This window comes from Actinomycetospora rhizophila (assembly GCF_042657905.1).
Lineage (GTDB): Bacteria > Actinomycetota > Actinomycetes > Mycobacteriales > Pseudonocardiaceae > Actinomycetospora > Actinomycetospora rhizophila.
On the sequence record NZ_JBHSKG010000009.1, the window covers coordinates 112,738 to 126,836 of the forward strand.

General features: G+C 75.8%; 11 protein-coding genes. 2 read left to right on the forward strand and 9 right to left on the reverse strand.

All coding sequences use genetic code 11. The features are described from left to right. Nucleotides 1-246 precede the first annotated feature (246 nt). The 4 genes from ACFPK1_RS17975 to ACFPK1_RS17990 form a co-directional block, all read right to left on the reverse strand. Nucleotides 247-837: a hypothetical protein gene (locus ACFPK1_RS17975; protein WP_378022305.1), complete on the reverse strand. Its 591-nt coding sequence runs from the start codon at nucleotides 835-837 to the stop codon at nucleotides 247-249. 79 nt (nucleotides 838-916) lie between these two features. After that, nucleotides 917-1,420 (reverse strand): DUF6912 family protein, encoded by a 504-nt coding sequence (locus ACFPK1_RS17980; RefSeq protein ID WP_378022306.1) that lies wholly within the window; start codon nucleotides 1,418-1,420, stop codon nucleotides 917-919. After that, nucleotides 1,417-2,373: a patatin-like phospholipase family protein gene (locus tag ACFPK1_RS17985; RefSeq protein ID WP_378022307.1), complete on the reverse strand. Its 957-nt coding sequence runs from the start codon at nucleotides 2,371-2,373 to the stop codon at nucleotides 1,417-1,419. Before ACFPK1_RS17985 ends, ACFPK1_RS17980 begins: the two co-directional genes overlap by 4 nt. 10 nt (nucleotides 2,374-2,383) lie before the next feature. Then, nucleotides 2,384-3,799 (reverse strand): WS/DGAT/MGAT family O-acyltransferase, encoded by a 1,416-nt coding sequence (locus ACFPK1_RS17990; protein ID WP_378022308.1) that lies wholly within the window; start codon nucleotides 3,797-3,799, stop codon nucleotides 2,384-2,386. A 66-nt stretch (nucleotides 3,800-3,865) separates the two neighbouring features. On the opposite strand from ACFPK1_RS17990, the gene ACFPK1_RS17995 reads away from it, so the two are divergent. Continuing rightward, entirely contained in the window at nucleotides 3,866-4,645 is a 780-nt protein-coding gene (locus tag ACFPK1_RS17995; protein WP_378022309.1) for a TrmH family RNA methyltransferase, read from the forward strand. Nucleotides 4,646-4,830: 185 nt separating this feature from the next. Continuing rightward, nucleotides 4,831-5,301 (forward strand): Rv3235 family protein, encoded by a 471-nt coding sequence (locus ACFPK1_RS18000; protein WP_378022310.1) that lies wholly within the window; start codon nucleotides 4,831-4,833, stop codon nucleotides 5,299-5,301. Between the two features lie 7 nt (nucleotides 5,302-5,308). On the opposite strand, the gene secA is transcribed toward ACFPK1_RS18000, so the two are convergent. The 5 genes from secA to mtrB form a co-directional block, all read right to left on the reverse strand. Next, complete coding sequence (gene secA / locus ACFPK1_RS18005) at nucleotides 5,309-8,494, reverse strand: preprotein translocase subunit SecA (protein ID WP_378022311.1); 3,186 nt, start codon at nucleotides 8,492-8,494, stop codon at nucleotides 5,309-5,311. Nucleotides 8,495-8,612: 118 nt separating this feature from the next. Beyond that, nucleotides 8,613-9,299, reverse strand: a complete 687-nt coding sequence (hpf, locus tag ACFPK1_RS18010) for a ribosome hibernation-promoting factor, HPF/YfiA family (RefSeq protein WP_378022312.1) — start codon at nucleotides 9,297-9,299, stop codon at nucleotides 8,613-8,615. A gap of 220 nt (nucleotides 9,300-9,519) precedes the next feature. Continuing rightward, nucleotides 9,520-10,311, reverse strand: coding sequence for a ComF family protein (locus tag ACFPK1_RS18015; RefSeq protein WP_378022313.1), 792 nt, complete (start codon nucleotides 10,309-10,311; stop codon nucleotides 9,520-9,522). 105 nt (nucleotides 10,312-10,416) lie between these two features. Further along, complete coding sequence (locus ACFPK1_RS18020) at nucleotides 10,417-12,231, reverse strand: LpqB family beta-propeller domain-containing protein (RefSeq protein WP_378022314.1); 1,815 nt, start codon at nucleotides 12,229-12,231, stop codon at nucleotides 10,417-10,419. Further along, the gene (mtrB, locus tag ACFPK1_RS18025) at nucleotides 12,228-14,087 is read right to left on the reverse strand and encodes an MtrAB system histidine kinase MtrB (protein WP_378022315.1); all 1,860 of its coding nucleotides are present in this window, start codon (nucleotides 14,085-14,087) and stop codon (nucleotides 12,228-12,230) included. The genes ACFPK1_RS18020 and mtrB overlap by 4 nt, the downstream gene beginning before the upstream one ends. Nucleotides 14,088-14,099 lie beyond the last annotated feature (12 nt).

Below are 14,099 nucleotides of genomic sequence, written 5' to 3' on the forward strand. Positions count from 1 at the left end.
TCAGATCTGCCGCGACCAACCGACGAGGAGCACCATCGCGAGCCCCCCCCCGGCTCGAACCGTGCCTCATGGCGACTCGCGACATCGCAGGAGAGGGCCGCAGGCGTGCCGCAGGGGTGCCGCAGGGGTGCGGGCGGAGCCTGGCTCGACGCGTACCACCGGCACCGGCGAACCCGGCGCCGCGCTCCTCGGCACCTCCGGACTGGTCTCTCGCGACGCGCAGACGCATCCGCGCCCTGCCCACGGTCAGATCTGCCGCACCCACCCGACGACCAGCAGCACCGCCGCGAGCACGACCACCCCGGCCACGGGCAGCACCCACGGCCGGCGACCGTGCCCCAGCACGGCCTCGGTGAGTCGCACGTGCAGCGCGGCGAGCCCCCACCACACCAGCGCGAGCACCCCCAGCACCGCGACCCACGCCCACGCGTGCGCCGCCCACGCCCCGACGAGGCTCGGGCCGCCCCAGGCGTCGTCGTACGGCCCGGCGACGACGAACCCGTAGAACGGGCCGCGCGCGGTGGCCAGCAGCGCCATCCCGGCCAGCCACCAGAACAGCAGCCCGAACACCGCCCCGAGCAGCCCGTGGACCATCACCCGCGCCCCGCGGACCCGGTCGCGGAGGGGCGGCACCGGGCCGCCGCACGCGAGGTGCCGCCGCGCCGCGTCCACGCCGCCCGCCGGCCCGCTGACGGCCACCGCCATCATCACCCCCGCCGACGCCGGGAGCAGGCCGAGCCCGTAGGCCGCACGGCGACCGATCGCCCGCCGCGGGCCCCGAGCGACCGGCGCAGCCACCGGGGCCGTCGGGCGGGTGGTCGTCGCGGCGCGGCTCATGCCCGGGGACGGTAGGCGCGCCCCCCGACACCCCGCATCGACCTCAGGGACCGGATCCGCCTCCCCCGCAGGGATGAGGTCAGAGCAGCTCGAGCACGAACGGCAGCTCCTGGACGCCGTACCAGGCGAGCTCGTGGTCCTCGGCCTCGCCGAGGGTGAACTCGGCGTCCGGGTCCCCCAGGTCGGCCGCGTCCACGACCGCCGCGGCGGCGCGCACGGCGCCCGCGGCGTCCTCGAGGTCGAGGTGCACCGCCGCCAGGCGCGCCATCGGGACCGGGCCCGCCACGCGCACCACGGCGTCGTCGAGGTCGGGGCGCAGCGTCACGTCGTCGACGTCCGCGCTCACCACGGCCCGGCGCGGGGACGCCGACGGGTCCTCCGCCAGCTCGGTGGCCAGCAGGCGCAGCGACGCCCGCGCCGCCTCGCTCATCGCCACGTACTCGAGCTCCTCGTCGTCCCCCGACGCGTAGGCCTCGCGCAGACGGGGCGTCAGGGCGAACGCCGTGCCCGACAACGGCTGCAGCTGCTCGTCCGCGAGCAGCCGCCGCAGGCCGGCCACCGTGGCCGGGACGTAGATCCTCACCGTTCCCCCGTCCTCTCGCGCACCCACCGCGCCGCGGTCGTCCGCAACGCGACCTGCGCGACCTCGGCCTGCTTGCGGGGGTCCATGACGTTCCAGCCGGTCACGGCCCGGTCCTCGGCGTCGGGCGCGTGCTCGGTCACGGCGATCCCGGCCGCGCGCAGCCGTGCGATCTCGCCGGCGGTCCGTCCGCCGATCAGCCCGCGCAGCCAGCCGTCGGTGGCCCCGACGGGATTCGACCACACCGTCGGCGACTCCCCCGAGCGGGCCAGGGGCACGAGGACGAGCGCCTCGTCGACGCGGGGCAGGTCGCGGTCGAGCAGGAGGTCGGCGGACGTCGCCGAGCACACCCCGCCGTCGACGTAGCGGCGCCCCGCGATGCGCACCGGCGAGAACCAGCCCGGCACCGCGCACGACGCCGTGGCCGCCTCGGCCATCGACGCCGGCGGCGCCCCGGTCCGGCCGAACGGCACCCGGGCACCGGTGTCGTAGTCCATGGCCACGATCCGCACCTGCGGCGCCTCGGGCCACTGCTCCCGCGCCCACTTGGTGGCCCAGCGGTGCAGGCCGGTGGTGTCGCCCCGGCCGGTCGGCAGCAGCGCCGCCCCGAACGCCAGCGGCGGGAACCGGCCCGGCCGCCGCGCGATCTCGCCCAGCAGCCGCAGCGACCCGGGACCGACCCGCGGCACCGGCGGCAGCCCGCGCCGCGCCGTCGACCGCGGGGCCCCCTTGGGCCGCGACGGCGCGGGGGGCGGGTCGAGCAGCTGGGCCAGCATGTCCGCCACCGGGACCCCGCTCGCCAGCGCCGCGGCGATCACCGAGCCCGCCGACGTCCCGACCAGCACGTCCGCCTCGCGCGCGTCCCGCCCGGTCTCCTGCTCCCACGTCGTCAGCGCCGCGATCGTCCACGCGTAGCCCAGCTGCCCGCCGGTGCCCAGGACGAGGCCGAGGCTCACCGCGGGCCCGTCATCGCGGCACCGTCGCCCGCAGCTCCGCCAGCGACTCGGTGACCAGTTCGCCCAGCTCGTCCACGTCCGCCATCGAGTCGCGGTCGGCGTTGAAGCCGTAGAAGACCCCGCCGTCGTACGACGTCAGCCCCACCGCCAGCGACTGCCCCTTCGCCAGCGGGACCACCGGGTACATCTCGAGCATCCGCGCCCCCGCCGCGTACAGCGCGTGCTGCGGGCCCGGGACGTTGGAGACGACGAGGTTGAACAGCCGCCGCGCGAAGCCGTTCGCGGCCCGGGCGCCCAGCGCGTGCAGCGTCGGCGGCGCGAACCCGCCCACCCGCACCAGCGCGTTCGCCCCCACCGACTGGCCCGACTCCTTGTGCTCCCGCATCGCGTGCGCGACGTGGTGCATCCGCAGCACGGCGTTGGGCTCGCCGACGGGCAGGTCCACCAGGAACGACGCGATCTGGTTGCCGAGCAGCCCGGCGCCCTGGATGGACCCCGTGGTCTCCGCGTCCCCGCGCACCGACAGCGGCACCATCGCGCGCATCGTCGTCGTCGGCGAGACCGTCGCCCCCCGCGAGAGCAGCCAGTTGCGCAGCGCCCCCGAGATCACCGCGAGCACGACGTCGTTGATCGTGCCGCCGTGAGCGCGGCGGACGGCGCGGTAGTCCTCGAGGTCCGTGCGGGTCATCGAGAAGCGCCGCTGGGTGGAGATCGGGACGTTGAGCGGGCTGACCGGCGCCGGGCGCACCGCCGTCCGCACCGCCGAGAACAGGCCCCCGGCCACGCCCGCGACCTTGGTGACGGTGTCCGCCGCGTCGCGCACCGCGTCCCGCGCGGCCTCGACGGCGTTGCCGGGACGGGAGACGTTCTCGCTGACGGCGTCGTAGATCAGCCGCCACGACGTCGGCTCGCGGCGCGCGACCCAGTCGTCGTCGGGGGTCGGGCGGCCGTTCGCGGTGTCGTCGAGCACCACCTGGCCGATGTCGATCGAGGCGACCCCGTCGACCATCGCCTGGTGGGTCTTGGTGACCAGCGCGACCCGCCCGCCCGACAGCCCGTCGACGAGGTACATCTCCCACAGCGGCCGGGTGTGGTCCAGCGGGCGCGACATCAGGCGGGCGACCAGGTCGCACAGCGCCCGCTCGGTGCCCGGAGGCGGCAGCGCGGAGCGCCGCACGTGGTAGGTGACGTCGAAGTCGACGTCGTCGATCCACACCGGGCGCGCCATGCGCCCCGGCACCTCGCGGATCTTCTGGCGGTAGCGCGGCACCAGCCCGATCCGGCTCGAGATGAGCTCGACCAGGCCGTCGTAGTCGAACCCGGACCGCGGCTTGCGGAAGACGGACACGCTCCCGACGTGCATCGGAGTCGTCGGTTGATCCATGTAGAGGAACGAGGCGTCCAGCGCCGACAGGCGGTCCGGCATGGGCGCGATCGTCGCACAGGGACCGAGCCGGGGCCGGGGGTCGGGGCGTCTGCCAGGCTGGTCGTGATGTCGCCCTCACCCAGCTCGGCGTCCGGTCGGCCGGTCTCGCCGAAGGACGCCTTCGTGACGGTCTACGGGCGCAAGCCGGTGCTCGAGGCGCTCGGCGACCCGGCGCTGCAGGTCGACAAGGTGGTGCTCGCCGAGGGCGCCGACCGCGACGCCGTGCGCACCTTCACCGAGGCCGCCCGGGCCCGCGGGCTCGTGCTGCAGCGGGCGTCGGCGCAGCGGGTGAAGGTCCTCGCCGGCAACGGGCGCCAGGACCAGGGCGTGCTCGCCGACGTCGTGGCCCCGCGGATGCGCCCGCTGGAGCACTTCCTCGAGGACCTGACGGGCAGCGCCCGCGTCCTCGTGCTCGACAGCCTGACCAACCCGGCCAACGTCGGGATGATCCTGCGCTCGGCCACCGGCGCCGGGCTCGAGGGCGTCCTGCTCCCCCGGCGCGGCGTGCCGTCGATCGACCCGCTGGTGATCAAGGCATCGGCCGGCGTCGCCTTCCACGCGCCCGTGCTGCGCGCCCGCACCGCCGCCGACGGCCTCGCCGCCCTCGCCGAGGCGGGGTTCCTGCTCTACGGGCTGGACGGGCCCGCCGAGACCTCCCTGTTCGACGCCGAGCTCCCGGACCGCGTCGCGCTCGTCGTCGGCGGCGAGACCGACGGCCTCACCGACGACGTGCGCGCCGAGCTGCACGGGACGCTGACGATCCCGCTGGCCGAGGGCGTCGAGTCGCTCAACGCCGCCGTCGCCGCCTCGGTGGCCTGCTTCGAGCTGACGCGCCGCCGGGGCTGAGCTCCGGGCCGTCCACTCCGGGGAAACGGCCCCCGGCGGCGCCACGGCCTGCCTAGGCTCGGTCCCGTCCCCGCGGACCGGTCCTCCCCCGGCCCCGCCCGCTCGCGCTGTGCCGGGAGGACCCGTTGACCGCCCCTGCGACGACCCCTGCGACGACCCCTGCCCGTGCGCGCCGGGTGGGCGCCGTGCCCGCCCCGCGCGTGCGCCCGCTCGACGAGGTGCTCGCCGCGCCGGGCGAGCGACCCGACCCGGTCCCGGTCCCCGACCCCGGGCGCGCGCAGCAGGAGCTCGACCGGCTCGCCGCCGCCCTGCGCCCGATGGCGGCGCGCCTGCTCACCGCCGTCGGCGACGTCCTGGCCGGACGGCGGCCGGCGCGGCACCTCGACGCCCTGCTCACCCCCGACGCGCTCGCCGTCCTCGCGCGCGCCGCGCCGCCCCCGGGCACGCCCGCCCGCACCCGCGCGGCGGGCGGCGCCCCGGGCGGCGCCGTCCTGCGCGGGCTGCGGGTGTGCGCCGTCGGACCGCGCGCCGCCGAGGTGGCGGCCGTCGTCCCCGGTCAGGACCGCGTCCGGGCCGTCGCCGCCCGCCTCGAACGCACCGACGACGGGCCCGCCGACCCCGGCCGCTGGCGCCTGGTGGCGCTGTGGCCGGGGTAGCGCTCGATCAGCCCGGCGTCCGGGGCGGCGCCCCGTGGCACTGCTTGTACTTGCGGCCCGAGCCGCACGGGCAGGGTGCGTTGCGCGACGGGGTGTCGGCGCGACGGGCCTGCTGCGGGTTGGCGCGGGCGGCACGGCCACCGCCGGCGCCGTTGCCGTCGCCCGCGGCGTGCCGGGCGGCCTGGCCGTCCTCGTCGGGGCCGCTGTAGTTCAGCTCCTGCGCGCGGCGCCCGCCCAGGCCCGCGCCCCGGAAGGCCTCGGGCATCGAGCTCTGGCCGAGCTGCGAGAGCGCCGGCCCCGCGGCCGTCACCGGTCCGCCGTCCTGCGCCTCCTGCGGGGCGGGCTGGGCGGCCCGGCGCCCCTGGCCGTTGCCCGGGCGCTGCGTCGCGGGCGCCGGACCGCGGCCGGGCCGGTTGCGGCCGCCCCGCCCGGTCGGGGCCTGCGCCGCCGGTGCCTGCTGCGGGGCTCCCGCGGGCGGCATCGCGCCCGGCGGCACCGCACCCCCGGGCGCCCGCGGCGGCACCGGGATCGCACTGGTCGGGGCGCCGGTCAGGCGCGGGTCGACCGGCAGCGGCGCCGCGCCCGCGGTGGTGCGGGTCTGGCTGGTGCGCGGGTCCGGGGTGTCCGGCGTGATCGCCGGCTGGACGTTGGTGTCCGTGGACGGGTTCGCCCCCGGCACCGCGTCGACGGGCGCCTGCTCCTCGACCTGGATGACCAGGTTGAACAGGAACGCGACGGACTCCTCACGGATGCCCTCCATCATGGAGGTGAACATCTCGAAGCCCTCGCGCTTGTACTCGATCTTGGGATCGCGCTGCGCCAGCGCCCGCAGGCCGATGCCCTGCTTGAGGTAGTCCATCTCGTACAGGTGCTCGCGCCACTTGCGGTCGAGCACCGAGAGCACCACCTGGCGCTCCAGCTCGCGCATCCCGCCCTCGGGCGCGATCTGGTCGATCTCCGCCTCGCGGCGCTCGTAGGCCGCGAGGGCGTCCTCGGTGAGCACCTCGACCAGCAGGTCGCGGTCGATGTCGTCGTGCTCCTCGACGAGGTCCTCCCACGCGACCCCGACCGGGTAGAGCTGCTTGAGCCCCGTCCAGAGCTTCTCGAGGTCCCAGTCCTCGCTGTAGCCCTCGGACGTCGCGCCGTCGACGTAGGCCGTGACCACGTCGACGATCATGTTCTGGACCTGGTCGGACAGATTCTCGCCCTCGAGGACGCGGTGGCGCTCGGCGTAGATCACCGTGCGCTGCTGGTTCATCACCTCGTCGTACTCGAGGACGTCCTTGCGCGCCTCGAAGTTCTGCTGCTCGACCTGCGTCTGCGCGCTGCGGATCGCCCGCGAGACCATCTTGGCCTCGATGGGCATGTCCTCGGGCAGGTTGAACCGCGTCATGATCGACTCGACCATGGCGCCGTTGAACCGCCGCATCAGCTCGTCGCCCAGGGACAGGTAGAACCGCGACTCCCCCGGGTCGCCCTGACGTCCCGAGCGGCCGCGCAGCTGGTTGTCGATGCGCCGCGACTCGTGGCGCTCGGTGCCCAGCACGTAGAGCCCGCCGGAGTCCTTCACCGACTCGGCCTCGCGCTCCACCTCGTCCTTGACCGCGGCGAGCGTCTCGTCCCACGCCGCCTCGTACTCCTCGCGCGTGTCGACCGGGTCGAGACCCTTCGCGCGCAGGCGCTGGTCGGCGATGAAGTCGGGGTTGCCGCCGAGGACGATGTCGGTGCCGCGGCCGGCCATGTTGGTGGCCACCGTGACCGCGCCGTTGCGGCCGGCCTCGGCGATGATCTGGGCCTCCTGCTCGTGGAACTTGGCGTTGAGCACCGAGTGCGGCACGCCCCGTTCGGTGAGCAGCTTCGCCAGGTACTCCGAGCGCTCGACGCTCGTGGTGCCGATCAGCACCGGCTGGCCGCGCTCGTAGTGCTCGGCCACGTCGTCGGCCACGGCCTCGAACTTGGCCGGCTCGGTCTTGTAGACGAGGTCGGCCTGGTCGATGCGCTGCGGCGGGCGGTTGGTCGGGATGGTGACCACGCCGAGCTTGTAGGTCTTCGAGAGCTCCGCCGCCTCGGTCTGGGCGGTACCGGTCATCCCGGAGAGCTTGTCGTAGAGGCGGAAGTAGTTCTGGAGCGTGATCGTCGCCAGCGTCTGGTTCTCCGGCTTGATCTCGACGCCTTCCTTCGCCTCGATCGCCTGGTGGAGACCCTCGTTGTAGCGGCGTCCCACGAGCACGCGGCCGGTGAACTCGTCGACGATCAGGACCTCGCCGTCGCGGACGATGTAGTCCTTGTCGCGGAGGAAGAGCTCCTTGACCTTGATCGCGTTGTTCAGGTACCCGACGAGCGGGGTGTTCGCGGCCTCGTAGAGGTTGTCGATGCCGAGCTGGTCCTCGATGAAGGACACGCCCTCCTCGGTGACACCGATCGTCTTCTTGCGCTCGTCGACCTCGTAGTGGACGTCGCGCGTCATCTTCGGCGCCAGGCGGGCGAACTCGGTGTACCAGCGCGCGCTCTGCTCGGCCGGGCCCGAGATGATCAGCGGCGTGCGGGCCTCGTCGATGAGGATCGAGTCGACCTCGTCGACGACGGCGAACGCGTGGCCGCGCTGCACGCACTCGGCCTTCGACCAGGCCATGTTGTCGCGCAGGAAGTCGAAGCCGAACTCGTTGTTCGTGCCGTAGGTGATGTCGGCCCGGTACGCGCGGCGGCGCTCGTCGGCGGGCATGCCGGAGTAGATGGCGCCGACCTCGAGCCCGAGGAAGCGGTGCACGCGGCCCATCCACTGCGAGTCGCGCTGGGCCAGGTAGTCGTTGACCGTGATGACGTGGACGGGCTCGCCGGAGATCGCGTTGAGGTACGCCGGGAGCGTCGAGACCAGCGTCTTGCCCTCGCCGGTGCGCATCTCGGCGACGTTGCCCTCGTGCAGCGCCGCCCCGCCCATGAGCTGCACGGGGTAGTGGAACTGCCCGAGCGTGCGGGACGCCGCCTCGCGGACCACCGCGAAGGCCTCGGGCAGCAGGTCGTCCAGCGACTCGCCGTCCGCGTAGCGCTCGCGGAACTCGTCGGTCTTGGCGCGGAGCTCCTCGTCGGTCAGCTCGGCGATCTCGTCGGCGAACGTGTCGACGTAGTCCGCGATCTTGCCGAGGCGCTTGACCGTCCGCGTCTCGCCCGCACGCAGCAGTCGGTTCAGGACCACGATGGTGACCTCGCTCGTCCTCGTCGGCGCCACGGTTCCCCGGGCCCGGCGCACGGCGCGGCACGGGCCCGCTCCCCATCGTAGGCGTTCGGAGAACGGGCCCTGTGCCGCCTGCCCGTCAGACCAGAGCGATCACGCCGTAGGCGTAGCCGTGGCGTCGGTACACCACGCTCGGCCGGCCCGTGTCCTTGTCGGAGAAGAGGAAGAAGTCGTGCCCGACGAGCTCCATCTGGGAGAGCGCGTCGTCGATCGTCATCGGGATCGCGTGGTGCTCCTTGGTGCGCACCACCTGTCCGGGCAGGTAGGGGTCGACGTCCTCGGTGGATCCGTCCTCGACCGGGGTGCGGGCGGCCGGGACCTCGATCTCCCAGCCCTCACGGTCGTCGGGCACCTCGCGCTCGAGCAGCTCCGTCGCCGTGGCGGCCGACGAGGCGAGGGCGGCCTCCGAGGCCGACAGCGCTCCGGTGGCCTGCGCGACCGAGGTCGGCACGCGGCGCCCGTGGCTCACGCGGCGGCGGTCGTGCGCGCGCCGCATCCGGGCCTCGAGGCGCGCGACGGCCTGGTCCATCGCGCAGTAGAAGTCGGCCGAGCAACCTTCGCCGCGCACCACGGGGCCGCGTCCGCGACCGGTGATCTCCACGCGCTGGCAGTTCTTGGATCGACGGGGGTTCGGCTCGTGGGAGAGCTGGACCTCCATCCGGACGATCTTGTGGTCGTAACGTTCGAGACGGCCCAATTTGTCTGCCGTGTGCTCGCGGAAGTGTTGCGGGACCTCGACGTTCCGTCCGCAGACAACGATCTCCAAGACGACCTCCCGGTCTGGGGGTACGGTGCGCGGCCCGCTCGTCGGGGAGGGATCGGATCGGCATGCCTCGCCGGGACCGGGACCGCGTCGAAACTGCGTTCGCGCCTCCTGTCGTTCACCGACTCAGGATGTGAGGCGTCACCGTAGTGACAACTCCCGTTCCCATGGAAGGTCCGATCCGTCCGGAGACGACCTCTCGGACGACACCCGCGCGGGTGGTTCACCCAGCGTGGCGGCCTCCGGGTGGGTGACCACCGGCGCGGCCGACCGGACTCGCCCGGATGAGCGTCCGCGGCGCGCGCGGGTCCGCCACGGTGAGCACCACGACGACGTCCACCGGCCGCCCGGCCGCCGCGAGCAGGCTCGTCGCGGCGCGCGCCGTCGCCCCGGTGGTGAGCACGTCGTCGAGCAGCGCCACCGCGCAGCCCGGCGGCGGCAGCCCGCGGGGCCGCACGCGCAGGTGGCGGGCGAGGTTGTCGGCGCGGGCCGCGGCGTCCAGCCCGACGGCGTCGGCCGCGCCGCGGCCCAGCGCCAGCGCGCGCGACACGCACGGGAGACGCAGCGCAGTGGAGCTCGACCCGTCGACCGGCAGTCGCGGCGGCGCGGGGCCCGACCGGCCGGCCACCACCGCGCGGGCCAGGCGCAGCACGTGGTCGCCCCCGCGGGCGCGGGCCGCCGACGGGCGCGACGGCGCGGGCACGAGCGCGGCGGGCGGGACCGCCCCGGCGCGCAGCGCCTCGACGACCAGCCCGGCCAGCGGGCGCGCGAGCTCCCGGCGGCCGCGCTCCTTGTAGGCCAGCAGGACCTCGCGCGCGCGCCCGGCGTACGGCGCCAGCGCGAGCACCGGCGGCAGCCCCGGCAGGTCGAGCAGCGCGGGGCTGCGCCAGCGCTCGCGGCACGCGGCGCACCAGCGCTCGCCGTCGAGGCCGCACCCGGCGCACGGCGCGGGCAGCAGCAGGTCGGCGAGGGCGAGGAACGCCGCTCCGAGGGCTGAGGCCGGTTCGCGGGACACGCCGTCCAGCCTCGGGCGCGCACCGGGTCCGGGGCCAGCACCACCCTCCCGGCCCGGGGACGCATCCGGCCGATGGGGACGGCGGGCGGAGCAGCGGCGCCGCGGTCAGCCGGGGTACGCCGGCACGGTGCCCGCCCCGAACCCCGGCACGGACTGCCAGACGTCGCCGCCGCTCGTGCTCCCGCCGTCGAGGGGCAGGGTCCAGGTGCCGCCCTGGTCGGACACCACGAGCGGGCGCCCCGGGCGCGCGGCCACCGCGGTGACGGGCGGTGTCAGGTTCGTCGTCGACAGCGACTCGACGTCCAGGCCGTCCACCGAGGCGAGGGTGACGGGGCGGTCGGCGCGGTTGCCGACGACGACGAGCTGGTCGGTGCGCGTCCAGCCCACGTCGAGGACCTGGTCGAGCGCCTCGGGCCGCAGCTCGGTGACCGACCCGAGCCGCGCCCCGCCCGCCCCGTCCCGCGCGATCGCCGCGACCAGCACGTGGCCTCCCGCCACGAGCGCGAGCCGGGACCCGTCCGGCGAGATGCGCACCGCCGAGACCGGCCCTGCCGCGCCCGGCGGTGCGGTGACGCCCGCGCCGGTCAGGGCCGCGGCGTCCACCGCGACGGGCCGCACCGCGCCGCCCGGGCCCTGACGCACGCCGCGGACGACGGTGCTGCCGTCCTGCACCGACCACACCTCGGTGCCGTCCGGGGTCCACGTCGGCCGCACCAGGGAGCGGCCCTCGATCCCGCTGACGGCGAGCTCGGAGCCCCCGGCGCCGGTGAGCAGCCGCGCCCGGCGGGCCGCCGGGTCGCCGCCGGGGGTGTCCTCGGCGACCACGGCCACGTCGCCCTCGAACGACGCCGAGGCCGACACGGCCTGGTAGGCGCCCCGGCCGGCCGGGCCGCCCGCGGGCTCGCCGGAGAGCAGGCGCAGGCGCCCACCGTCGGCCACGAGCACCGGCACCTCGGCGTCGCCGGGGCCGCCGACCACCGGGTCCACCGGCAGGTCGGGGCGCCGGGCGACCTCCGGGGGCAGTCCGGCGAGGGTGTCGCCGACGGCGATCTCGGGAGTGGCCGGCAGCAGCGGCTCGCCGTCGACCAGCAGGCGGACCTGGGAGACCCCGATGCCCGCGAGCGTCAGCGTCACCTGCTGGGCGATCTCGCGGCGGCGCGGGTCGTCGAGCGGGCCGGTGCGGGACAGGTCGACGACGGCCGTGCCCTCGGGCGTGAGCGTGACGTCGGAGCGCAGCGTCGTGCCCACCGGCAGCGAGCTCACCGCCGCGCCCGCCAGCGACTCGGACGGCCCGGCGAGCAGGTACTGCAGCGTGCGGGTGGGCACCGAGCGCGCCGGGCTCGTCGCCAGGTAGCGCGGGTCGGACACGGGCCCGGCGCGCTGCGTGTCGAGGAACCACGTGCGCACCGGGCGGGTGTTGGCGCGCAGGTCCGAGCGCCGCACGATCGTGCCCGTCGGCAGCGAGGAGATGCGCCACTGGCCGTTCTGCTCGGTGAGGCCCACGTCCACCTCCACCGGGCGCACGCCGGCGACGAACACGCCCTCCGGGGTGAGGACGCCCAGTGCCGTCGCCCGGATGCGCACCGAGGCCTGGCCGGGCGGGGCCGGGCGGTCGGCGAACACCGTGTCGACCTGGTCGTTGACGACCACCGGCGCCGCCCCGTCGTCCCAGGTCCCGGCCGCGGCGGGGGTGAGGAACGCGCGGGCGGCCTGGTGACGCTCGGCGGTCGCCCCGGACGCGAGCACCCAGCCCCGCACGGTCTCGAGCGGCCCGGCGTCGCGCGCGGGACCCGGCGGGGCGCTCGGCTCGGCGGCGTCGCCCACCCGGCGCAGGACGGTGACGTCCGACGACCCGGGCACCGAGGCGCAGCCCGCGGCCAGCGCCAGCAGCACCACCAGGGCGAGGAGTGCGCGCCTCACCGCGCCACCGACGTGCCCGGATCGGACGGCGGGGAGGGCTGGGGGAAGACGGCGTCGAGGTCGTCGGCCCCGTCCGCGTCGGGGCTCCCGTCGCCGTTCCCGTCCGCGTCGGCGTCCATCGGCGGCAGCGCGGTGCCGGTGGTGGGCGCGGCGTCATGGATGCCGGGCTCCGCGGCGGCCGGCGCGGCGGCCACGGGCAGCAGCGGCAGGGGGCTGGTGCGCAGGCGCTCGCCGTGGCGCAGCGGCAGCGTCAGCCGGAACACCGCGCCCCGGTCGACCTCGCCCCACGCCTGCAGCCAGCCGCCGTGCAGGCGGGCGTCCTCGAGGCTGATGGCGAGCCCGAGCCCGGTGCCGCCGCTGCGGCGCTGGCGGGACGGGTCGGCCCGCCAGAACCGGTTGAACACCAGGCCCGCCTCCCCGGGCTTGAGGCCGATCCCGTGGTCGCGCACCACCACCGCGAGCGCGCCCTCGTCAGCGGCCAGGCGCACCTCGATCGGCCGGCTCTCGCCGTGGTCGATGGCGTTGGCGAGCAGGTTGCGCAGGATGCGCTCGACGCGGCGGGGGTCGACCTCGGCGAGGACGGGCTCGTCGCCGTCGCCCAGGTCGAGCAGCAGGGGCGTCGCGGTCTCGTCGACGAGGTGGCGGACCGTCTCGGCCGCCCGGCGCACCACCGCGGCGACGTCGACCAGCTCGAGGCCCAGCTCGGCCATGCCGGCGTCGAGGCGGCTGATCTCCAGCAGGTCGGAGAGCAGGGTCTCGAAGCGGTCGAGCTCGTCGACCAGCAGCTGCGCCGAACGCGCCGCGGTGACCTCGCCGGGGTCGACCTGCGCGTGCAGCACCTCGGCGGCCATCCGCACGGTGGTCAGCGGGGTGCGCAGCTCGTGGCTGACGTCGGAGGTGAACCGGCGCTGCAGCGCCCCGAACTCCTCGAGCTGGCGGATCTGCGACTGGATGCTCGCCGCCATCTCGTTGTACGACTCCGCGAGCCGGGCGACCTCGTCGTCACCGTGCACGGGCATGCGTTCGTCGAGGTGGCCGTCGGCGAACCGTTCGGCGACGTCGGCGGCCTGGCGGACCGGGCGCACGACCTGCCGCGTCACCACCGACGAGATGCCCGCGAGCAGCACGAGCAGCACCCCGGCGGCGAGCGCGAGGGTGCTCTGGACCAGCGCGAGGGTGCGCTGCTCGGCCGAGAGCGGGAAGAGGAGGTAGAGCTGCAGGTTGCGCCCGGCGGTGCGCACGGGCTGGCCGACCACCAGGGTCGGCACCGGCGCCGCCTGCCCCGACGAGGCGACCGTCAGGTACTTCGTGGCGAGGAAGCCCTGGAGCACGGGCGCGCGCAGCTGCGGCGGGATGACCTGGGCCGGGCCCGCGCTGATCTCGCCCGTGGTGCCGCCCGGCACCGTCGGCAGCGCGCCCGGGACCGCCCCGAGCGTGTCCGAGCCGGCGATGAGCACCGCGTCGAACGCGCCGGCGTCGCTCACGGGGTCGCTGCCGCGCGTCAGACCGTTCGAGCCGGCGTCCTGGCCGCTGGTGGACAGCCGGTCGAGGACGTCGTCGAGCACCGCCTGGGCCCCGTCGCGGTCGGGGTCGATGCGCGCGAGGTCGCGCTCGAGGGCCTGGCGGGAGATGTCGGCCTGGATCAGCGCCGCCTGCTCCTTGCCCTGGACCAACCGGTCGGCGATCTGGGTCTGCAGCACGAGACCCAGCACGGCGACGACGACGATCGACATCGCCAGCGTCGAGAGCACCACCCGCAGCTGCATCGAGCGGCGCCACAGCACCCGGACCTGGCCGACGCGCTCGGCCACGAACCGGTCGAGACGCCGGCGGACGTTGATCAGCACGGACGTCATGGGAACGGCACG